Annotated in this window: 19 protein-coding genes; 7 read left to right on the forward strand and 12 right to left on the reverse strand. The window is 70.7% G+C overall.

Going from position 1 to position 20514, the window contains the following annotated elements:
- Window positions 1-273: 273 nt before the first annotated feature.
- Window positions 274-1917, forward strand: a complete 1644-nt coding sequence (locus tag BM287_RS13190) for a DNA repair helicase XPB (protein ID WP_090040289.1) — start codon at window positions 274-276, stop codon at window positions 1915-1917.
- A gap of 137 nt (window positions 1918-2054) precedes the next feature.
- On the opposite strand, the gene BM287_RS13195 is transcribed toward BM287_RS13190, so the two are convergent.
- From BM287_RS13195 to BM287_RS13205, 3 genes are read right to left on the reverse strand one after another with little or no spacing between them, the layout of a single operon-like run.
- Complete coding sequence (locus BM287_RS13195) at window positions 2055-2807, reverse strand: pyrimidine reductase family protein (protein WP_090040286.1); 753 nt, start codon at window positions 2805-2807, stop codon at window positions 2055-2057.
- A complete protein-coding gene (gene folP / locus BM287_RS13200) occupies window positions 2800-3756 on the reverse strand; it encodes a dihydropteroate synthase (protein WP_090040497.1) in 957 nt (318 codons plus the stop codon). Before folP ends, BM287_RS13195 begins: the two co-directional genes overlap by 8 nt.
- Complete coding sequence (locus BM287_RS13205) at window positions 3710-4930, reverse strand: NAD(P)/FAD-dependent oxidoreductase (protein ID WP_090040283.1); 1221 nt, start codon at window positions 4928-4930, stop codon at window positions 3710-3712. Before BM287_RS13205 ends, folP begins: the two co-directional genes overlap by 47 nt.
- Window positions 4931-5033: 103 nt before the next feature.
- Between BM287_RS13205 and BM287_RS13210 the strand changes: the two genes are divergently transcribed.
- The 3 genes from BM287_RS13210 to BM287_RS13225 all read left to right on the forward strand — a co-directional run bounded on the left by BM287_RS13210 (window position 5034) and on the right by BM287_RS13225 (window position 9390).
- On the forward strand, window positions 5034-5726 hold the full coding sequence (locus tag BM287_RS13210) for a response regulator transcription factor (RefSeq protein WP_018191755.1): 693 nt from the start codon (window positions 5034-5036) through the stop codon (window positions 5724-5726).
- A gap of 67 nt (window positions 5727-5793) precedes the next feature.
- Window positions 5794-7722 carry a sensor histidine kinase gene (locus BM287_RS18115; protein WP_244528266.1) on the forward strand — a complete coding sequence of 643 codons (1929 nt, stop codon included), beginning with the start codon at window positions 5794-5796 and terminating at the stop codon, window positions 7720-7722.
- 180 nt (window positions 7723-7902) lie between these two features.
- Complete coding sequence (locus tag BM287_RS13225) at window positions 7903-9390, forward strand: ArnT family glycosyltransferase (RefSeq protein ID WP_170857549.1); 1488 nt, start codon at window positions 7903-7905, stop codon at window positions 9388-9390.
- A 236-nt stretch (window positions 9391-9626) separates the two neighbouring features.
- Here BM287_RS13225 and groL read toward each other — a convergent pair whose 3' ends face one another.
- The 4 genes from groL to BM287_RS13245 form a co-directional block, all read right to left on the reverse strand.
- The gene (gene groL / locus BM287_RS13230) at window positions 9627-11246 is read right to left on the reverse strand and encodes a chaperonin GroEL (protein ID WP_090040277.1); all 1620 of its coding nucleotides are present in this window, start codon (window positions 11244-11246) and stop codon (window positions 9627-9629) included.
- Between the two features lie 177 nt (window positions 11247-11423).
- On the reverse strand, window positions 11424-11627 hold the full coding sequence (locus BM287_RS13235) for a cold-shock protein (RefSeq protein WP_090040274.1): 204 nt from the start codon (window positions 11625-11627) through the stop codon (window positions 11424-11426).
- A gap of 566 nt (window positions 11628-12193) precedes the next feature.
- On the reverse strand, window positions 12194-12754 hold the full coding sequence (locus tag BM287_RS13240; protein WP_090040271.1) for a LytR C-terminal domain-containing protein: 561 nt from the start codon (window positions 12752-12754) through the stop codon (window positions 12194-12196).
- A gap of 21 nt (window positions 12755-12775) precedes the next feature.
- The gene (locus BM287_RS13245) at window positions 12776-13081 is read right to left on the reverse strand and encodes a DUF3263 domain-containing protein (RefSeq protein WP_211772980.1); all 306 of its coding nucleotides are present in this window, start codon (window positions 13079-13081) and stop codon (window positions 12776-12778) included.
- Window positions 13082-13269: 188 nt separating this feature from the next.
- On the opposite strand from BM287_RS13245, the gene msrB reads away from it, so the two are divergent.
- Window positions 13270-13695: a peptide-methionine (R)-S-oxide reductase MsrB gene (gene msrB / locus BM287_RS13250; protein ID WP_090040266.1), complete on the forward strand. Its 426-nt coding sequence runs from the start codon at window positions 13270-13272 to the stop codon at window positions 13693-13695.
- The gene (locus BM287_RS13255) at window positions 13695-14348 is read left to right on the forward strand and encodes a nitroreductase family protein (RefSeq protein ID WP_090040263.1); all 654 of its coding nucleotides are present in this window, start codon (window positions 13695-13697) and stop codon (window positions 14346-14348) included. Before msrB ends, BM287_RS13255 begins: the two co-directional genes overlap by 1 nt.
- A gap of 142 nt (window positions 14349-14490) precedes the next feature.
- On the opposite strand, the gene BM287_RS13260 is transcribed toward BM287_RS13255, so the two are convergent.
- From BM287_RS13260 to pdhA, 4 genes are all read right to left on the reverse strand, one after another.
- Window positions 14491-15390, reverse strand: a complete 900-nt coding sequence (locus BM287_RS13260; protein ID WP_244528268.1) for a DMT family transporter — start codon at window positions 15388-15390, stop codon at window positions 14491-14493.
- A gap of 326 nt (window positions 15391-15716) precedes the next feature.
- Window positions 15717-17222 (reverse strand): dihydrolipoamide acetyltransferase family protein, encoded by a 1506-nt coding sequence (locus BM287_RS13265; RefSeq protein ID WP_090040491.1) that lies wholly within the window; start codon window positions 17220-17222, stop codon window positions 15717-15719.
- Entirely contained in the window at window positions 17219-18322 is a 1104-nt protein-coding gene (locus tag BM287_RS13270) for an alpha-ketoacid dehydrogenase subunit beta (RefSeq protein ID WP_090040261.1), read from the reverse strand. The genes BM287_RS13265 and BM287_RS13270 overlap by 4 nt, the downstream gene beginning before the upstream one ends.
- On the reverse strand, window positions 18319-19443 hold the full coding sequence (pdhA, locus tag BM287_RS13275) for a pyruvate dehydrogenase (acetyl-transferring) E1 component subunit alpha (protein WP_090040258.1): 1125 nt from the start codon (window positions 19441-19443) through the stop codon (window positions 18319-18321). The genes BM287_RS13270 and pdhA overlap by 4 nt, the downstream gene beginning before the upstream one ends.
- Before the next feature lie 127 nt (window positions 19444-19570).
- On the opposite strand from pdhA, the gene BM287_RS13280 reads away from it, so the two are divergent.
- The gene (locus BM287_RS13280; RefSeq protein ID WP_090040489.1) at window positions 19571-19999 is read left to right on the forward strand and encodes an Lrp/AsnC family transcriptional regulator; all 429 of its coding nucleotides are present in this window, start codon (window positions 19571-19573) and stop codon (window positions 19997-19999) included.
- Between the two features lie 199 nt (window positions 20000-20198).
- On the opposite strand, the gene BM287_RS13285 is transcribed toward BM287_RS13280, so the two are convergent.
- Window positions 20199-20514, reverse strand: a 316-nt coding sequence (locus BM287_RS13285; RefSeq protein ID WP_139230683.1) for an integrase core domain-containing protein, incomplete at its 5' end; no start/stop codon positions are given.

Genomic DNA, 20514 nt, shown 5'->3' on the forward strand with positions numbered 1-20514 from the left:
GCATCCGCTGATCGGCTCCGCCGATCGGCGACAGAGAGGAGCGCGATGGCCGGCGGGAGGGGCTGTGCCTCCGCGAAGTGCTCGTAGGTGCAGGCGCGCACGGCGTGTCGGGTGCAACTTCGAGCACTTCGCCAAGAGGGTTCGCGCGGGAGGCTGCGCGCCGTCCCCGCGCCCCCCAGCGCCCCCGGCGCCCCCGGCGCCCCCGCCGGCGCCCCCGCGCCCGGGCCCGCCCTCGGCGAGGGCGGACACGGGCAGGGCGTAGGCTGGTGAGCTATGTCCGATGGCCCCCTGATCGTCCAGAGCGACCGCACCGTGCTCCTCGAGGTCGCGCACGCGGACGCCTCGGACGCCCGCCACGACCTCGCGGTGTTCGCCGAGCTGGAGCGGGCGCCCGAGCACATCCACACGTACCGGATCACTCGGCTCGGCCTGTGGAATGCGCGGGCCGCCGGCCACACGGCCGAGGACATGCTGGGCACCCTGGAGCGGTACTCGAAGTTCCCGATCCCGCAAACCGTCACCGTGGATGTCACGGAGACCGTAGCGCGTTACGGCCGGCTGGTCATCGAGCGCGACGACGAGGGGACGCTGCTGCTGCGGTCCCCGGACCTGGCCGTCCTCACCGAGGTCGCCGGCGCGAAGCGCATCGCGCCCCTGCTGCTGCAGCGGCGCGACGACGAGACGTTCGTCGTCGAGGCGTGGGCTCGCGGCCAGCTCAAGCAGGAGCTGGTGAAGCTCGGCTGGCCGGCGGAGGACCTGGCCGGCTACACACCCGGCACGCCGCACGAGATCGGGCTGAAAGAGGACGGCTGGGCGCTGCGCGACTACCAGCGCAAGGCGGTCACGAACTTCTTCGACGGGGGCTCCGGCGTCGTCGTGCTGCCCTGCGGGGCCGGCAAGACGCTCGTCGGGGCGGGCGCGATGGCGACCGCGAAGACGACCACGCTCATCCTGGTCACGAACACCGTGTCCGCCCGGCAGTGGCGGGACGAACTGCTGCGCCGCACCACGCTCACCGCGGAGGAGATCGGCGAGTACTCCGGCCAGGTCAAAGAGGTCAAGCCGGTCACGATCGCGACCTACCAGATCCTCACCGCGAAGCGGAAGGGCGAGTACGCGCACCTGGCGCTCCTCGATGCGCTCGACTGGGGCCTCGTGGTCTACGACGAGGTGCACCTGCTTCCCGCGCCCGTCTTCAAGCTGACCGCCGAGCTGCAGGCCCGACGCCGGCTCGGACTGACGGCGACGCTGGTGCGGGAGGATGGCCGCGAGGGCGACGTGTTCAGCCTGATCGGCCCCAAGCGCTTCGACGCTCCGTGGAAGGAGATCGAGGCCCAGGGCTTCATCTCCCCTGCCGCCTGCTACGAGGTGCGGATCGACCTCCCGCCGTCGGAGCGGCTCAGCTACGCCGCCGCGCCCGACGACGAGCGGTACCGTCTGGCGGCCACCGCCCCGGCGAAACTCGACATCGTCCGCCGGCTGGTCGAGCGGCACGAAGGCGAGCGCATCCTCGTGATCGGCCAGTACCTCGACCAGATCGACGAGCTCGCCGACGCTCTGGATGCGCCCCGGCTGACCGGCGCGACCCCCGTGGATGAGCGCGAGCGGCTCTACCAGGAGTTCCGCGACGGGCGCACCAAGCTGCTCGTCGTCAGCAAGGTCGCGAACTTCTCGGTCGACCTGCCCGAGGCGACGGTCGCCATCCAGGTGTCCGGCTCGTACGGCAGCCGCCAGGAGGAGGCCCAGCGCCTCGGACGCCTGCTGCGGCCCAAGGAGTCGGGACTCTCGGCCAACTTCTACACGCTCGTCGCGCGGGACACCGTCGACCAGGACTTCGCGCAGAACCGCCAGCGGTTCCTGGCCGAGCAGGGCTACTCGTACACGATCCTCGACGCGCACGCGCTGCAGCCGGCGTAGGCCGTCCGCCCGGCTGTGCCACGTTTCGTGACGAATGTCGCGCTACATCGATGGAAGGCTGACATTCGTGACGAATGTCGCGCTACATCGATGGAACGCTGACATTCGTGACGAATGTTGCAGCCCCGGCGCGCGCCTCAGTTCCGGACGTACCGCAGCAGCAGCGTGTCGTCTCCCGTCAGCGTGTGCGCCAGGCGCATCCCGAGCGGCACGATGGGTGCGGCGCCGATCGCGATGCGCGACGCCGTCCCGGCCTCCAGCTGGGGACTGATCGTCAGGCACAGCTCGTCCACGACGCGTGCGGCGATCAGGTCGGCGAACAGGTGCGGGCCGCCTTCGCAGTGGATGCGCGTGAGCCCCCGCTCGTGGAGCACCGCGAGCCCGCGGTCGGCCTGCACCCGGTCCCGCCCGCACACGACCACATCGGCGACCTCGGCGAGCGCCTCCCGCATCTCCGGCCGGGACAGCTCGGTGGTCAGCACGATCGGGCGCTCCGGCGCATCCCGGAAGATGCCGCTGCGCGGGTCGAGGTCGAGCGCAGCGGACACGATCGCGAACACCGGGTTCGGCGTCATGCCCGCCCCGCTGCGGGCCCGCTCCGACACCGGGTCCACGCGCATCGGCCCGTAGCCTTCGGCCCGCACGGTTCCCGCTCCCACCAGGACGACATCGCAGAGACGCCGCAGCAGGGCGAAGACCCGGCTGTCCGCGTCGTTCGAGAGGCCGCCGGACAGACCCTGGTGGGTGGCCGCCCCATCCACGCTGCTGACGAAGTTGACGCGCAGCCACGGTTCGCCCGCACCCTCGGTGTAGAGCGCGGCGATGTCGTCGTCGCTGAGCCCGGTCTGCGAGGGCAGGGGCGACAAGCGGTGGATGGCCGGCTCAGTCATTCACGTCTCCCAGGTTGTGCTTCAGGTAGGCGGGCTCGCGCAGTCCCAGGATCGCCTCCGTCATGCGCACGGCGGCGACCGAGGCGCGCACGTCGTGCATCCGCACGATCCTGGCGCCGTTCACGATGCTGACGACGGCGGCGGCGAGCGACCCCTCCAGCCTCTCCGTGCGCGGCGCGTCGAGGGTCTCGCCGATGAAGTCCTTGTTGGAGACGGCGGCGAGCGTCGGGAACCCCAGGTCGGCGATCTCGGCGAGCCGCCGCGTCAGCTCCAGCGAGTGCAGCGTGTTCTTGTTGAGGTCGTGGCCGGGGTCGAGGATGATGCGCTCCTCCGGAACGCCCGCCGCGGTCGCGCGTTCCACCCGGTCGAGGAGGAACGCGGCGACGTCGGCCACGACGTCGTCGTAGTGCGGCCGCGGGAACGGGCGGCGCGGCTCGGCCAGGCTGTGCGTGATGACCAGCGTGGCCTCGCTGGCGGCGACGACCGGTGCGAGGTCCGGATCCGAGAGCCCGGTCGTGTCGTTGATGACCGTCGCTCCGGCCGCGATGGCGTGCCGCGCGACGGCGGAGTGGAACGTGTCCACCGAGATCACCACGTCGGAGCCGGCGCGCAGCGCCTCCACGACCGGCACGACGCGCTCCAGCTCCTCCTCCACGGGCACCGGCTCGCCCGGTGCGAACGGCGCTCCGCCGATGTCCACCCAGTCCGCCCCGAGCGCGACGGCCTCGAAACAGGCGTCCACCGCGCGGTCGAACGCGTAGGTGCGGCCCTGGTCGTAGAAGGAGTCGGGGGTGCGGTTCACCACGGCCATCACCGCCACCTGGCGCGAGAAGTCGAAGGTGCGGGCGCCGATCCGCCGCACGGGGACGCGCAGCGGGGGCAGGTACGGCGTGGCGTGCGCGTCAGAGGGCGGCAAGGTCGACGCTCTCGTCGGCGAGCCGGTCCGCATCCAGCCGCTCACCGGACCGGATCAGTCGCTGGATGTCGTCCTGCACATCCCACACGTTGACGTTCATGCCGGCGACGACGCGGTCGTTCCGCACCCAGAACGCGATGAACTCGCGCGAATCGACATCGCCCCGGTACACCACCTGCGCACCGGCGGCGAGCGGCGCATAGCCCGAATACTCCATGCCGAGATCGTATTGGTCCGAGTAGAAGTACGGGATGTCGTCGTACGACGCACGGTCGCCCAGGATGGCGTGGGCGGCGACCTTCCCGCTGGCGATCGCATTCGCCCAGTGCTCGCTGCGGAGGTGCCGTCCGATGGCGGGCAGGAACGCGTCCGCCAGGTCGCCGACGGCGTAGACGTCCTCGATGCTCGTGCGCATCCCCTTGTCCGTGAGGACGCCGTTCCCCAGACGGACGCCCGAGCGCTCGGCGACCCGCGTGTTCGGCACCGCCCCGACGCCGGCGACCACGACATCCGCCGGGATCCGCTCCCCCGATCCCAGGACGACCGCCTGCTCGGCCCCGCCGTCGACCGCGACCACCTCCGCTGCGTTGTGGAAGACGACCTCGTTCTCGTGGTGCAGCCGTTCGAACACTCCGCCGAGCTCGCGTCCGATCGCCCCGCTGAGCGGCACGGCCGAGTGCCCGATGACCGTGACCTCGTTGCCGTACCCGCGGGCGGCGGCCGCCACCTCCAGCCCGATCCAGCCGGAGCCGGCCAGCACGACCCGCCGTCCGCCGACCTCGAGCGCCGCCCGCAGCCGGCTCGAGTCCTCCCGTGTTCGCAGGGGGAACACCGCGCCGTGGCCGCTGCCGGGCACGCCGAGGGGACGCGCGCTCGCGCCGGTCGCGAGCACGAGGCTGTCGTAGGTGATGCGTCCGCCGTCCGAGACGAACAGCTCGTGGGCGGCCGGGTCGAAGGACCCCGCCTCCACCCCCGGAAGGAACTCGACCGCGTTGTCCGCGTACCAGTCGGCGGGATGCACTTCCCCCTCCTCGATCGGGGCGTCGCCCTTCAGGTACTCCTTCGAGAGCGGCGGCCGGATGTACGGTGCATGCTCCTCGGCTCCGAGCAGGAGGATGCGGCCATCGAAGCCGCGTTCGCGCAGTTCGGTGGCGACGGTCGCTCCGGCGAGCCCGGCGCCGGCGATCAGGACGGTGGGTTTCGACATGACATCAGCATCCACTCTTCACACGGCGGACGCCACCACCGCCCACCTACGGCGCACCGACGGCTCACAGAGAAGACTCAGCCCACGCGCAGATACTGTCTCCATGAACGCCGGACCCCGCATTCTCATCGTCGACGACGAGCCGAACATCCGCGACCTGCTCACCACCAGCCTCCGTTTCGCCGGCTTCGCCGTGCGTGCGGTCGGCAACGGAGCTCAGGCCATCTCCGCGGTCCTCGAAGAGGAGCCCGACCTGATCATCCTCGACGTCATGCTGCCGGACATGAACGGCTTCGGTGTCACCAAGCGCCTCCGCGGCGCCGGGTACACCGCGCCCATCCTGTTCCTCACGGCGAAGGACGACACCGAGGACAAGATCACCGGCCTCACGGTCGGCGGCGACGACTACGTCACCAAGCCGTTCAGCCTGGACGAGATCGTCGCGCGCATCAAGGCCATCCTGCGCCGCACGATGCAGGCCGACGAAGATGCGGTCATCCGCGCCGGCGAGCTGACCATGGACCAGGACACCCACGAGGTCTTCGTCGGAGACACCCCGATCGAGCTCTCGCCGACCGAGTTCAAGCTCCTGCGCTACCTGATGCTCAACCCCAACCGCGTGCTGTCGAAGGCGCAGATCCTCGACCACGTCTGGGAGTACGACTTCAACGGCGATGCGGGCATCGTCGAGTCGTACATCTCGTACCTGCGGCGCAAAGTGGATGCGCACTCCAGCGAGCCGCTCATCCAGACCAAGCGCGGGTTCGGCTACATGCTCAAGGCCGCGAAGGCCTGAGGTGCGCCGTCCGGCGCACGGCTTACACATGCCCGGCACAGCATCCCCTGCATAGACTGACGACCTGATGCACTCACGCCTGCTCGACCGCTGGAACGCGATCTCCCTGCGAACGAAGATCACGGGCGTGACCGTGCTCATGCTGACCCTCGGGCTGCTCGTCACGGGCATCGGCACGATGTCGATGCTGAAGCCGGTGCTGCTGGACCAGTTGGATGCGCAGCTCGCCGCAGCCTCGGGCGCGTCGTACCTGAACACCTACCTCTACGGCGGCGGGTCGGACAACGACAAGATCGCCACCGACGCGAGCCCCTCGGACTACTTCGCGGCGCTGTACGACTCCAACGGCACGCTGGTGCGCTACAACTGGACCAACATCCCGTACTCGCACCGTCCGGCCATCCCGCGCACGCTGACCGTGCCGGAGGGCAAGGCGATGCCGGCCGGCGGCTACACCCTCCCGAGCAACGACGGTCGCACCACCTACCGCGCGCTCACTCAGACGGTGACCTTCGCGGGGCCGGACGGCGAGCTCGGAACGGCGATCGTGGCGACCTCGACCTCGCAGATCGACACGGTGATGGCGAGCTTCCTCGCGATCTTCCTCCTCTTCGGCGTGATCGTCATCGTCGTCGGGGCCGGCCTCACCCGGATGCTCGTCACGACGACGTTCGCGCCGCTGCGCGAGGTGGAGCAGACGGCCGCCGCGATCGCCGACGGCGACTTCAGCCAGCGCCTCGGCGGCGCCACCCCGAACACCGAGGTCGGGCGGCTGAACCGCTCCCTCAACACCATGCTGAACCGCATCGACCGCGCGTTCAGCGACCGCGCGCGCACCATCGACCAGATGCGCCGGTTCGTCGGCGACGCCTCCCACGAACTGCGCACACCGCTGGTCTCGCTGCGCGGCTACGCGGAGCTGTACCGGATGGGCGCCCTGCAGACCCCCGAGGATGTGGCCCAGGCGATGGACCGGATCGAGAAGGAAGCCATCCGCATGGGCATCCTGGTCGAGGACCTGCTGGAGCTCGCCCGTCTGGATGAGACCAAGCCGCTCGAGGTCAGTCGCGTGGATCTGGTGAAGATCGCACAGGACGCGGCGATGGATGCGATGGCCGGCTCCCCCGGTCGCGTGGTCACCGTGCTGACGCCCGAGCCGGTGGCGGCCGAGCCGGCTCCGCCCGCGGCGACGGCTGCGCAGTCGATGGCGGCCCAGCGCGTGGCCTCCCGGACGACCGTGTCCAAGCCGGTCCCGGCGAAGGCGGGCGTGTCGAAGGCGGGCGTGTCGAAGGCGGGCGCGTCGAAGGTGGCTGCGTCGAAGGCGGGCGCGTCGAAGGCCGTCGCCGGGAAGGCCGTCGGGTCCACGGCGATCGGCACCGGCGGGGACGACGTCTCCGAGCCCGGGTTGGACACCGTCCCGATGCAGCTGCCGGACGACCCCGGCTCCGCCGGCCGGCCGACGAACGCGACGGGTCCGATCGCTTTCGCCGGCTCCGCGCTGGCGCGCCTTCGCAGGGGCAACCGGGGACGGCGACCGAACACCGAGACCCTGACGATCACGACGGCCGAACAGGTGGTCCTCGGCCGTCCCGCGCCGGCCGAGCCGGCGATCGTCATGGCCGAGGAGAACAAGCTCCGCCAGGTCGTCACGAACCTGATGGGCAACGCCCTCCGCTACACGCCGGAAGGCAGCCCCATCGAGATCGCCGTGCAGATCGACCACCGCACCGAGCGGGCGCTGCTCGAGGTGCGGGACCACGGCGAGGGCATCCCGCCGCAGATCCGCGAGAAGATCTTCCAGCGCTTCTGGCGCGCCGACACCTCCCGCGCCCGCGAGACCGGCGGCAGCGGCCTGGGACTTGCGATCGTGTCGTCCATCGTCACGGCCCACCGCGGCACCGTCGAGGTCGTGGACACGCCGGGCGGTGGAGCGACGTTCCGGGTGTCCCTCCCGCTCGCCGGGTCGGCTGCCGCCCCCAAGCCGGTTACCGCCTAGCGCGATCGGTGGCCGGAAGGCGCAGACCGGCGGCCGTAAGGCGGCCGAAGCCGGCCGGAAGGCGCAGACCGGCGGCCGTAGGGCGGCCGAAGTCGGCCGGAAGGCGCAGACTCTAGCACGGCGGGCGCCCCGTTGCGGTATGTGAAAATGGCTTCCGCCGGTCGATGGATAGGGGGGCGGATGACGGCGACCACTTTAGGTCAGGATGCGGCCGCGCCAGCATCCCATCGTCGTCCCGTCGCTCTCCTCGACCGGCCGCTCGTCCGCTGGCTCGCCTTGGCCGTGGTTTTCGTCTGGGGCGCCTACCAGTCGCTCTGGAACATCGCGGCCGCGATACCGAACGCCGACGAGCCGCAGTACGTTCTCGTCGGACGCCTCTACCTGCAGGGGCAGCTGCAGTACAACCACGAGCAGCCGCCCACGGCGAAGTACCTGTTCGGCGCCGTACAGTTCCTCTTCGGTGAGGGGCCGCTCGCGCCGCGACTGTTCGTCGGAGCGCTCACCGTGGTGGGCGGCGTCATCGTCTTCCTCTGGCTGCGGCCGGAGCTCGGCTGGATGCCCGCCCTCCTCCCGACGGCATTCTGGCTGCTCCTGCCGCGCGGGATCGCCGGAACGTTCGAATTCCGCCTCGACCGGTTCGCCGTGCTCGACCCCGTCATGGTGTTCTTCGCCATCGCCGCGATGGCGGCCGCCTGGCAATGGCATCGCGGCAGATCGCTGCTGTGGATCGCGGTCGCGGCGTTCTGCTTCGGGCTCTCGGTGACGAGCAAGCCGACGACCGCCGTCATGTTCCCGGCGTTCCTCGCGATCGTCGTCATCGGCCGCCGCTGGAAGGAGTCGCTCGCCGCCCTCGCGCTGGCGATCGGCGTGCTGGCGGCGACCGTCTTCGTGGTCTACCTGCCGATCGGGATCGTGACCGGCGTGCGCGACCTCCTCCAGTTCCAGGTCGCACAGAACGCGACCGGGCACCTCATCGACCTCGGCGGCATGGCGACCGCGCATCCGCCCTGGTGGGCGAACCTGTACTTCGCGTGGAAGGGTTTCGGGCCGGTGACCATCGCCGTGTTCGTCCTCGGGGGCGTCGCGGCGCTGTTCGACCGGCGGCACCGCTTCCTCGTGGTCTCCCTCCTGCTGGCGCTGGGGCCGCTGATGTTCTTCTACCTGTTCGTGGCGAAGAACGCGCTGCCCTCGTACTACTACGCCTGGTCGTGGGCCCTCTGTCTGCTCGCCGGGATCGGCTGCGCCTGGCTCCTGGGTCCGGATCCTCGGCGCTGGCTGACCGTCCTCCTCCGCAGCCTCGGCATCCTTGTGACGGCCCTGGCCGTGGTCGCCGCGGCGGGCACCTCCGCGCTCGTGTGGAACGACGGCCCCACCGGCTTCGGACGCGTCGACCAGACCCTGCGCCAGGCCGGAATCGACCGGGGCATGGTCCTCGTCAGCGGAGTGGCGCCCTGGGAGCCCGACGAGACCATCCACGGACGATGGACCACCGACCCGAACGCCCACTGCATCGTCGCCGTGGCCACCAAGCAGTCCGCGCGTTCTCCGATCGCGCCGGAAGTCTTCGCGTACCTGGCGGCGCATCGCGCCCACCTGCACCGCACGATGCTCAACGAGGTCACGTTCTACGCCTTCGACCCCGCCACAGCCGCCGCCAACTGCCGCTGACCGCCCCCACCCCTCCCCCCTGCTCCCCGCTCCGCGCTCCCCGCTCCCCGCTCCCGCTCCCCGCGCATCGAGTGGTCCCAACACGCCGTTACGACACGTGCCCACGCGGCATGTTGGGACCACTCGATGAGGGTGAGATCCCGCCCGGCGCGTGCGCTGCCGCGCAGCGGGAGCAGGCCGCGGACGCGAAAAGGGCGCCTCCCGAAGGAGACGCCCTCTTCAGAGGTGGTCTGGACTCAGAAGTCCATGCCGCCGCTCGGGTCGCCGACCGGAGCAGCGTTCTTCTCCGGCTTGTCGGCGACGACGGCCTCGGTGGTGAGGAACAGCCCGGCGATCGACGCAGCGTTCTGCAGCGCGGAGCGGGTGACCTTCACCGGGTCGTTGATGCCCGAGGCGAGCATGTCGACGTACTCGCCGGTCGCGGCGTTGAGGCCGTGGCCGACCGGGAGGTTGCGGACCTTCTCGACGACGACGCCGGCCTCGAGGCCCGCGTTGATCGCGATCTGCTTCAGCGGAGCCTCGATGGCGACCTTGACGATGTTCGCGCCCGTGGCCTCGTCACCGGTCAGCTGCAACTTCTCGAAGGCGACCTTGCCGGCCTGGATGAGGGCCACGCCACCACCGGCGACGATGCCCTCCTCGACGGCGGCCTTCGCGTTGCGGACGGCGTCCTCGATGCGGTGCTTGCGCTCCTTGAGCTCGACCTCGGTGGCCGCGCCCGCCTTGATGACGGCGACGCCGCCCGCGAGCTTGGCGAGGCGCTCCTGCAGCTTCTCGCGGTCGTAGTCCGAGTCGGTCGACTCGATCTCGTTGCGGATCTGCTGCACGCGACCGGCGATGGCCTCGGGGTCACCCGCGCCCTCGACGATCGTGGTCTCGTCCTTGGTGATGACGACCTTGCGGGCCTGACCGAGCAGGTCGAGGGTGACGTTCTCGAGCTTGAGGCCGACCTCCTCGGAGATGACCTGGCCGCCGGTGAGGATCGCGATGTCCTGCAGCATGGCCTTGCGGCGGTCGCCGAAGCCCGGAGCCTTGACGGCGACGGACTTGAAGATGCCGCGGATCTTGTTGACGATCAGCGTCGCCAGAGCCTCGCCGTCGACGTCCTCAGCGATGATGAGGAGCTGCTTGCCCGCCTGGATCACCTTGTCGACGATCGGCAGAAGGTCCTTGATGTTGGAGATCTTCTGGTTGGCGATGAGGATGTACGGGTCCTCGAACACCGCCTCCTGGCGGTCCTGGTCGGTCACGAAGTACTGCGACAGGAAGCCCTTGTCGAAGCGCATGCCCTCGGTGAGCTCGAGCTCGGTGCCGAAGGTGTTGGACTCCTCGACGGTGACGACGCCCTCCTTGCCGACCTTGTCGATCGCCTCGGCGATGATCTCGCCGATGGTGGTGTCGCCGGCGGAGATGGAGGCGGTGGCCGCGATCTCCTCCTTGGTCTCGACCTCCTTGGCGGAGGCGATGAGCTCCTCGGTGACCGCCGCGACGGCCTTCTCGATGCCGCGCTTCAGGGTGATCGGGTCGGCGCCGGCGGCAACGTTCCGCAGGCCCTCCTTGACCAGTGCCTGGGCGAGGACGGTCGCCGTGGTGGTGCCGTCGCCAGCGACGTCGTCGGTCTTCTTCGCGACCTCCTTGACGAGCTCCGCGCCGATCTTCTCGTACGGGTCGTCGAGCTCGATCTCCTTCGCGATGGAGACGCCGTCGTTCGTGATGGTCGGGGCGCCCCACTTCTTCTCGAGGACGACGTTGCGGCCGCGCGGGCCCAGCGTCACCTTGACCGTGTCGGCCAGGGTGTTCAGGCCGCGCTCGAGGCCGCGGCGCGCGTCCTCGTTGAAAGCAATGATCTTTGCCATGTGTTTCTCGTCCCTCCCGGACGTCTGCGAAAGATTCCGTGTGATTAGCACTCGATCAGATGGAGTGCTAAAGCGATTCTGGCACTCGACCCGGTCGAGTGCAAGACGAGCGGATCGGCAACGCGGAAGCGCCGCCCCTTTCGGGACGGCGCTTCGCCATTCGGATGTCGCTGCTGCTCAGGCCAGCCGCACCGATTCGGCCTGCGGGCCCTTTTGCCCGGAGCCGACCTCGAACACGACCTGCTGGCCCTCTTCGAGAACCTTGTATCCCGCCATGTCGATCGCGGAGTAATGAACGAAAACGTCCTGTCCCCCATCTTCGACGGTGATGAAGCCGTAGCCCTTCTCAGCGTTGAACCACTTCACGGTCCCAGTCGCCATGCATTACTCCCATTGCTGTGTCGCTCGCGCGATCCGGCGTCGCACGTTGAATCCCGATCCTAATGCGTGTAATCCGCTGGGTCACCAGTGTTTTCGCGAATCGATTCCCAAAAGAGTCGAAAGTTAAACACGCACGAAACAAAGGGGATGCGCGGCCGCGAACGCGCCCCGCCGGCCACCCCGATTCGTCACGAATGTCGCCCCCACGCCGGCCAGAGTGCACATTCGTCACGAATGACGCCCCCAGCCCAACCGGAATGCACATTCGTCACGAATGACGCCCCCAGCCCAACCAGGCTGCACATTCGTCACGAATGACGCCCCCAGCCCGGCCGGAGTGCACATTCGTCACGAATGACGCCCCCAGCCCGGCCGGAGTGCACATTCGTCACGAATCACCCCTCCCAGCCACGCCAGACTGCACATTCGTCACGAATGACGCCCCCAGCCCGGCCGGAGTGCACTTTCGTCACGAATGTCGCCCCCAGCCACGCCAGACTGCACATTCGTCACGAATGACGCCCCAGCCCAACCAGACTGCACATTCGTCACGAATGTGGCGGGCGTCAGCCGGTGAAGTTGGCTCCGATGACGACGGTGATGTCGGCGCCCGTGTCGTCGTACGCCGTGCTCTGCTGGATGGTCGCACCGGGGAGGGACTGGGCGACGCCGAGGGCGGCGGCCTGGTCGGCCGGCTTCCCGAAGTACACGACCGTCGCCGCGATGGCACTGTTGTCCGCGTTCGCGTACGAGCCGACCTTCCATCCCGCGGCAGTGAGCTTGTCGGCCACCGTCTTCGCGAGTCCGGTCGTCGTCGTGCCGTTGAGCACGTTCACGTCGAGGGATGGGTCCACCGTCGGGACGATCGTCGGCGTGGGTGTCGGCGTCGGCGTGGGCGTGTGCGACTGCGACCGGCTGGCGAAGGGAGACGAGCCGTGAAAGTCGATGGTGCCGTTGACCAGGGAGAGACCGAAGATGCCGGCGGCGACGAGGATCACCGTCGCGAGGGCGGCCCAGCCCACGGTGATCCAGCCGCGTCCGCGCGGCCGCGGAGCCCGGTGAGCGCCGACGCGCTGCAGGTCGTCCGGGATCTCGTCGAAACGGTCGCGGGGGAACTTCTCTGCCATCGGGGGATGCGGTCCTTGGGGTCAGTCGCCGGACGGGAGGGTCCGTGCGTGTCGTGCGGCCAGTCTCGCCTCGCGCAGCCGCAGCAGCCTCTTGACGAGCATGGGGTCGTGGCGGAGAGCCTCCGGGCGGTCGATGAGGGCTCCGAGCACCTGGTAGTACCGGGCCGCCGACAGACCGAACTCCTCGCGGATGGCCTGCTCTTTGGCTCCGGCGTGACGCCACCACTGGCGTTCGAACGCGAGGATCGCGGCATCCCGATCGCTCAGCTGGTCCGTTTCCGAGGGCTCCTGGTAGGCAGCGGGTCGTTCGTCGGCTGACCGGGTCACGAGCACCGCCTTCCCTCGTCGCGGACGCCGGGCGTGGCCGGAGGTGCCGGTCGCGCCCCGCGCTCGCCGATCATCCTAGGGTGCGGGCCCTGTGTGTTCCCCCTTTCGGCGCGGCACGTCGCCCGACGGAACCGGGAACACCGGTCCGCACGCCCCCGTTTAGTCTGGAGACGAGGAAAGGCGGAGGTATGGCACAGAACGAGACGTCCCCCGGCGGTTACACCGTGGCCAGGAACGAGGACGAGTGGCGCCGGGAGCTCAGCCCGGAGCAGTACGCCGTGCTCCGCGAGGCGGCCACGGAGCCCCCCTGGACGGGCGAGCTGCTCGACGAGGGCCGCGCCGGCCTCTATACCTGCGCCGCGTGCGGTGCGGAGCTGTTCACGTCCGGCACGAAGTTCGACTCGGGATGCGGCTGGCCGAGCTTCTACGAGTCGGTCCGCCCGGAGGCCGTTGAGCTGCTCGAGGACGACAGCCTCGGGATGGTCCGTACGGAGGTGCGCTGCGCGGCCTGCGGCTCGCACCTCGGGCACGTGTTCCCGGACGGCTTCGGCACGCCGACCGGTGACCGCTATTGCATGAACTCGCTCGCGCTGAACTTCGCGCCGGAGGCCTGATGAGCCGGGATGCGGCGAGCGACGGAACAGGGAGCGACGGCACGGCGAGCGACGGAACGGCCAGCCACGGCACGGCGAGCCACGGCACGGGGAGCCACGGCGCGACCGATCTCGCGAACCGGGTCGCCTCGCGGCGGTCGTACTCGCGCGTGACCACGGAGGCGCCGACGCACGAGCAGCTTCTCCCGCTGGTCGCGGCGGCCGGCCGGGTCGCCGACCACAGCGCCCTGCACCCGTGGCGCATCATCGAGCTCCGCGGCGGCGCCCGGGAGCGGCTCGGCCGGGCCTTCGTGAAGGATGCGAAGGGCAGCGGTTCCGACGCCGCGAAGCTCGCTGCGAAGCCGCTCCGCTCCTCCCTCCTTCTGGCCATCGTCTCGGTGCGCACCAAGAGCGAGAAGGTGCCGGGCTGGGAACAGGACGCGGTCGCGTCCGGCGTGGCGCACATCCTGAGCCTGCTGCTGCACGACGCGGGCTGGGGTGTGATGTGGCGGACCGGTCACCACACCCGGTCGAAGGCGGTCCACAGGATGCACGGCCTGGCGAAGAACGAGCGGCTGCTCGGCTGGCTGTATGTGGGCGGCATCCCGGCCGACACCAAGGAAGGGCACCGCAAGTCGGTCGACCCCGAGCGGTTCCTGACGACGCTGGAGTAGGCGACGCGGCCGGTCGGCTCACCGGACTCAGCCGGTCGGCTCACGCCGGCCTCCGCGGTCGCTCTGGCCGGCGTCCACCGGTCGGCTCTGGCCGGCCTCCACCCGGTCGGCTCACGCCGGCCTCCGCGGTCGCTCAGGCCGGCTACCGCCGGAAGCTCCAGCGGACGCCGGCCACCGCGACCGCCACGATCGCGAGCAGCGTTCCCCCGATGGTCGAGAACGCGAGGACGTGACCGGAGGTCGGGAGCAGGAGGTCGAGCAGCAGCGCCGCGAGCAGCTGGCCGGCGACCGTGGCGAGGCCCAGGAGCAGCACGCCCGTGATGCGGACCAGGTACGCCGTCACGCCGATGAAGACGCAGCCCATCGCGCCGCCGGCGTAGAGCCAGGGATCGGGAGGGAGCTGCTTCGGGAGCCCGACGAGCATCCAGTGGGCGAGCATGAGGACGACGAGCACGATCGTCCCGGCGGCGAAGTTGACGAAGGTGGCACTGATCGCGCTCGCGGCGACGATGCGGACCCGGCCGTTCACGGCCTGCTGCCAGCCCGTGCCGAGGCCGGCGAGGAGCGGCAGCACCATCATCCACAGCGGGGCGCTTCCGGAGAGCTGCGCCGACACCGCCCAGGTCACCGCGACCAGGGCGAGCAGGGCGCCCACGAGGCGCGCGGCCGTCAGGGGCCGTCGACCGCCCGGGCCGATGCCGACCCGGTCGAGGACCAGCCCGCTGACGGTCTGGCCGGCGACGACCGCGACGGTGAACAGAGCGACCCCGAGAGTGGCGGCCGTCAGTCCCTGGGCGAGGACCAGGAACGAGCCGGCGACGCCGCCGAGGACGTACCACCAGCGCAGTTCGCCGGCGCGCACTGCGGCGGCGACCTGCGCGAGTCCGCGGCGCGCGGCGGGAGCGACGGCGAGCGCCACGGCGAGGATGACGAGGCCGGACCCGAAGGAGATGGCCGCGGCGGCGAACCCGTCGCCGAGGCGGCTTCCGAGCGCTCCGTTGATCCGGGTCTGGACGGCGACGAGCGCACCGCAGACGAGCACGAAGACCAGTGCGAGCCAGAGCGGGAGCGATCGAGGAGTCGCTCCTCCCGTCCTCTGGTCGGCGTTCGGTTCCGGGTGGTCGGCGCTCGGTCCCGGGTGCGCGGCGTGGTGCCCCGGGTGCTCGGCGTGGGGGCCCTCATGCTCGGCACTCGGCCCCGTTCGCTCGGCTTTCGCCGCCCGTCGCTCAGCGCTGCCGGCTATGGCGCCGGCGCTTCCCCGTCGGTGGGTTCCGGCTGCGGGAGCCAGTCCAGGTTCTCCTCCGGCGCGACGGCTTTCTCCTCGCTGAGGTCGTCGTCGTCGTTCTTCTTGTCGCTCATGCGGCCACCCTACGCCGAGCCTGCGACACTGCCAGGTAGGTCGGCGAGCGCTCCGAGCGGGGACTCGACCGCATCCGCGACCTCCCGCAGGAATGCCGCCGCGACGCCTCCGTCGGTGACCCGGTGATCGAACACGAGGGACAGCTGCAGGATGCGGCGCGGCACGATCGCGCCGTCCACGACCCAGGGCCGCTCGATGGCCCGGCCGAGACCCAGGATCGCCACCTCGGGGTGGTTGATGATCGCTGCGCTGCCGTCCACGCCGAGGCTGCCGTAGTTGTTGATCGTGAAGGTGGAGCCGGCGAGGTCGGCCGGGGGCAGCGTCCCCTCGCGCGCGGCCCGGGCCAGCCGGTCGAGCTCGGCGTCCAGCTCGCGCACCGACATCCGGTCCGCGCGTCGCACCACCGGGACCAGCAGGCCGCGCTCGGTATCGGCGGCGAAGCCGAGATTGACGCCCTCGAAGGTGATCACGCCGTCGCCGTCGGGCGACACCCGTCCGGCGAGTTCGGGATGCCGCGCGAGCGCCGCGAGCGCGAACCGCGAGACGAACGCGAGGAACGAGGGCGCGCGGCCGGTGCGACCGAGCCGGCGCCGCCCCTCCCAGAGGTCGGTCGCATCCACATCCACCCAGACGGTGGCGTCGGGGATCTCGGCGCGGCTTCGCGTCATCGTCTCCGCGACGGTGCGGCGCAGCCGCGAGAACGGCGTCGTGGCCTGGATGCTGAGCCCGGTGCGTGGGTCGGTCCCGTTCGGCTCCGAGCCCGGCATTCCTCCGTGATCCGACGTGTCCGGCGAGCTCAGGAGCTGTCGGCTGGGCGAGCGGGGAGCGCCGGCGAAGGCGGCTTCGACGTCGCGGCGGGTCAGGACGCCGTCCGGCCGGCTGGAGCGGACCGTGGCGAGGTCGATGCCGTGGCTGCGGGCGAGGGCCCGGACGACCGGCGAGATCACGGGGATGACGGGGCCGCCGGAGGCGGTCCCCACGCGGGGACGCTGCGGCGCGGGCGCGGGCGCGGGCGCGGACGTGGACGCAGACGCGGGCGCCGCCGCGGACGCGGGCGCTGACGCGGACGCAGCCGCGGACGCGGATGCGCGCGGCGTCGCGAGCGTGGATGCGCGGGAGACCCGGCCACGGCGTCCACTGTGGGAGGTGGTCCCGTAGCCGACGAGCACCTGACCGGACCCTCTCGGTTCCGCCGCCTCGGCCTCCGCACCGGGACCGGGGTCTGCGGCCGCCCCGGCGTCCTCCTCCACCGGGACGACCGCCTCCACCGGGACGACCTCCTCCACCTCGAGCAGCGGCGCGCCGACGAGGATCGTCTCCCCCTCCTCGCCGTGCAGCGCGGCCACCCGGCCGGCGAACGGCGACGGGACCTCGACGACCGACTTGGCGGTCTCCACCTCGGCGATCGGCTGGTCCGTGGTCACCGTGTCGCCGACGGCGACCAGCCAGTGCACCAGCTCGGCGTCGGTGAGGCCCTCGCCCAGGTCCGGGAGGGTGAACGTCCGGGCGGTCACGCGTCCTCCCACTGCAGCGCATCCACCGCATCCAGCACCCGGTCCACGTCCGGCAGGTAGAAGCGCTCGAGCTTGGGCGGGGCGAACGGGGTGTCGAAGCCGGTCACCCGGCGGACCGGCGCGAGGAGGTGGTGGAAGCACCGCTCGGAGACGCGGGCGGCGATCTCCGCCGCCATGCTGGCGAAGCCGGGCGCCTCGGCGATCACCACCGCACGGCCGGTCTCGCGCACGGCGGCGCAGACGGTCTCGTCGTCGAACGGGACGAGCGACCGCAGGTCGATCACGCCGATGCTGCGGCCGTCCTCCTCTGCCGCCTCCGCGGCGGCGAGCGCGACCGGGACCGACGGTCCGTACGCGATGAGCGTCGCATCCCCGCCCTCCCGCGCCACGCGCGCCCGGCCGATCTCGGGAAGCGGCGCCTGCGTATCCACTTCGCCGGTCGACCAGTACAGCTTCTTCGGCTCGAGGAAGATCACCGGGTCGGGATACGCGATCGCGGCGCGCAGGAGACCGTACGCGTCCTGCGGCGTCGCCGGCGACACCACGGTGAGCCCCGGCGTGTGGACGTAGTACGCCTCGGACGAGTCGGAGTGGTGCTCGACACCGCCGATGCCGCCGGCGTACGGGATGCGGATCACCAGCGGCAGCCGCATCCGTCCGCGCGTCCGGTTCCCGAGCTTCGCGACGTGGTCGACGATCTGCTCGAACGCGGGATACGCGAACGCGTCGAACTGCATCTCGACGACCGGGCGCATCCCGTTCATGGCCATCCCGACGGCGGTTCCGACGATGCCGGACTCGGCGAGCGGAGTGTCGAAGCAGCGGTTCTCGCCGAAGCGGGCGGTCAGGCCGTCGGTGATGCGGAACACACCGCCGAGGGGGCCGACGTCCTCGCCGAAGACGAGCACGGACGGGTCGGCGGCGAGAGCGTCGGCGAGAGCGCGGTTGAGGGCCTGGGCCATCGTCATCGTGCCGGTGCCGGTGCCGGGGTCGGCGGTCGTGCCGGCGCTCGTGGATGCGGTGGCCGGGCCTGCGGCGGCCGCCGCGTTCCCGGCCGCGTCGCCCGGGCGCTCGGCGGGGGCGTCGTGCATGAGCGTCATCGTGCGGCCTCCTTCGTCATGGCCTGTTCGGTGGCGAGCTGCTCGGCCTGCTCGCGCAACTGCGGGGTCGGGGTCGCGTAGACGTAGGCGAAGAGGTCCTCGGGGTGGGGTTCCGCATCCGTCATGATGGCCGCCCGCAGCTCGCTCGCGACCCGTTCGGCGTGGGCGTGCGCCTCGGCGTCGTCGCCGTCGGTCAGCGCTCCCCGCTCGGCGAGCCAGGTGCGGAGCCGGACCAGCGGGTCGCGCGCGAGCCACGGCTCCACCTCCTCCTGGGTGCGGTAGCGGGTGGCGTCGTCCGCATTGGTGTGCGACTTGACGCGGTAGGTCCGCGCCTCAACGAGGGTCGGACCTCCGCCCTCGCGCGCCTCGTCGACCGCTTCTCCGAGCACGGCGAGCACGGCGGCGAGGTCGTTGCCGTCGACCAGGCGTCCGCGCATCCCGTACCCGATCCCCTTGTGGGCGAGGCTCGGCGCGGCGGTCTGGCGGCTGAGCGGCACGGAGATCGCGTAGCCGTTGTTCTGCACGAGGAAGACGACCGGCAGGTGGAAGACCGCCGCGAAGTTGAGCGCTTCGTGGAAGTCGCCCTCGCTCGTCGCGCCGTCGCCGCACATCGCGAGCACGACCGTGTCCTCCCCGCGCATCCGGGCCGCGTGGGCGAAGCCGACCGCGTGCAGCAGCTGCGTGGCGAGCGGCGTCGACTGCGGAGCGACCCGGTAGGCGTTCGGGTCGTAGCCGGAGTGCCAGTCGCCGCGGAGCAGCACGAACGCCTCGAAGGGATCGACGCCGCGTGCGACCACAGCGACGGCGTCCCGGTAGGTGGGGAACAGCCAGTCGTCCTCGCCCAGGACCATCGCGGCGCCGATCTCGCACGCCTCCTGGCCGTGCGAGGACGGGTACACCGCGAGGCGGCCCTGACGCACGAGGGCGTCGGCCTGGTCGTTGAGCCGGCGGCCGAGGACCAGCTGCCGGTAGCCCTCGCGGAGGGTCTCCGCGGTGGGGAGGCGATCGGGCGGGATCGCAGCGGCGCCGGCTGGATCGTCGGCGCCGTTCTGGTCGATGAGCCGCAGCGGGGTGTCGCCCGGCAGCAGGTCGTCCGCGCGCAGCGGTGCGTCGGCGTGCATCCGTTCTCCTTTGAAAGACGTCACTCACTCTCATGGTGACTTCGCTGGACCCCGGATGCTATGGGTCGCCCAGAGTCGAGACGAATGGATGCGCTGGGCGCCCTCTCGTGTCAGACTGTCCAGCACCATGGACGACATCGATGCACGCATCCTGGACGCTCTGCGCGCCGACGGTCGCGCCTCCATCACGGCAGTCGCGGAGACGACGCACGTGTCCCGCGCGAACGCCTACGCCCGCGTCTCGCGGCTCGTGGCGGACGGGGTGATCACGGGCTTCACCGCCAAGGTCGATCCCCGGCTGTCGGGACGGACCTCGTCGGCGTACGTCACCATGCGGGTGGAGCAGTCGGCGTGGCACGACCTGCGCGACCGGCTGGCGAGCATCCCCGAGGTGGAGCACTTCGCGCTGGTCGGCGGCGACTTCGACGTGATCCTCCTGGTGCGGGCCCGCGACAACGAGGACCTGCGGCGGGTCGTCCTGGAGGAACTGACCAGCATCCCGTCGGTGCGCGACACCAAGACGTCGCTCGTGTTCGAGGACCACGACAAGCGCTGAGCCCGGCAGCACATTCGTGACGAATGTCGCCCTGGGCCGCGCTGAAGCGCACATTCGTCACGAATGTCGCCCTGGCGCCGTTGGCGCGCGAGTACGGAGACGGAGACATTCGTGACGAATGTCGCCCTACGCCGCGTCGAAACGCACATTCGTGACGAATGTCGCCCTGAGCCGCGTCGAAGCGCACATTCGGGCTGTGTCAAGCTGCGTGGAGTCGTTGGGTGGGGGTGTTGATGCCGACGAAGCCGGCTGGCTTTGGGGTGTTGGGGTGGTGGCGGAAGCGTTCGGGGTGGGCTTGGTAGTAGGCGTGTTGGACGTTGTGGCGGTGTTGCCAGTGGCGGTGCCAGCTGCCGTCGTGGACCTGGTCGGGTGAGAACAGGGCGATGCCGGAGTGTTTGTGGTGCTGGTTATACCAGGGCACGTAGGTGTCCATGAACGCCCGGGCTTGCTCGATCGTGTCGAAGATGCCGGGGTAGTTGGGGCGGTATTTCATGGTGCGGAACTCGGACTCGGAG

Source organism: Leifsonia sp. CL147, from assembly GCF_900114565.1.
Taxonomy (GTDB): Bacteria; Actinomycetota; Actinomycetes; order Actinomycetales; family Microbacteriaceae; genus Leifsonia.

What these genes read in the sequence shown, in the direction of transcription:
- BM287_RS13205 (WP_090040283.1), bottom strand. Translation starts at nt 4,930, where the DNA reads ATGTCGAAACCCACCGTCCTGATCGCCGGCGCCGGGCTCGCCGGAGCG.
- BM287_RS18115 (WP_244528266.1), top strand. Translation starts at nt 5,794, where the DNA reads ATGCACTCACGCCTGCTCGACCGCTGGAACGCGATCTCCCTGCGAACG.
- BM287_RS13270 (WP_090040261.1), bottom strand. Translation starts at nt 18,322, where the DNA reads ATGACGCTCATGCACGACGCCCCCGCCGAGCGCCCGGGCGACGCGGCC.
- BM287_RS13240 (WP_090040271.1), bottom strand. Translation starts at nt 12,754, where the DNA reads ATGGCAGAGAAGTTCCCCCGCGACCGTTTCGACGAGATCCCGGACGAC.
- groL (WP_090040277.1), bottom strand. Translation starts at nt 11,246, where the DNA reads ATGGCAAAGATCATTGCTTTCAACGAGGACGCGCGCCGCGGCCTCGAG.
- folP (WP_090040497.1), bottom strand. Translation starts at nt 3,756, where the DNA reads ATGCGGACCGGCTCGCCGACGAGAGCGTCGACCTTGCCGCCCTCTGAC.
- BM287_RS13280 (WP_090040489.1), top strand. Translation starts at nt 19,571, where the DNA reads ATGGACGACATCGATGCACGCATCCTGGACGCTCTGCGCGCCGACGGT.
- pdhA (WP_090040258.1), bottom strand. Translation starts at nt 19,443, where the DNA reads ATGCACGCCGACGCACCGCTGCGCGCGGACGACCTGCTGCCGGGCGAC.
- BM287_RS13235 (WP_090040274.1), bottom strand. Translation starts at nt 11,627, where the DNA reads ATGGCGACTGGGACCGTGAAGTGGTTCAACGCTGAGAAGGGCTACGGC.
- BM287_RS13255 (WP_090040263.1), top strand. Translation starts at nt 13,695, where the DNA reads ATGAGCCGGGATGCGGCGAGCGACGGAACAGGGAGCGACGGCACGGCG.
- BM287_RS13210 (WP_018191755.1), top strand. Translation starts at nt 5,034, where the DNA reads ATGAACGCCGGACCCCGCATTCTCATCGTCGACGACGAGCCGAACATC.
- BM287_RS13225 (WP_170857549.1), top strand. Translation starts at nt 7,903, where the DNA reads ATGACGGCGACCACTTTAGGTCAGGATGCGGCCGCGCCAGCATCCCAT.
- BM287_RS13190 (WP_090040289.1), top strand. Translation starts at nt 274, where the DNA reads ATGTCCGATGGCCCCCTGATCGTCCAGAGCGACCGCACCGTGCTCCTC.
- BM287_RS13195 (WP_090040286.1), bottom strand. Translation starts at nt 2,807, where the DNA reads ATGACTGAGCCGGCCATCCACCGCTTGTCGCCCCTGCCCTCGCAGACC.
- msrB (WP_090040266.1), top strand. Translation starts at nt 13,270, where the DNA reads ATGGCACAGAACGAGACGTCCCCCGGCGGTTACACCGTGGCCAGGAAC.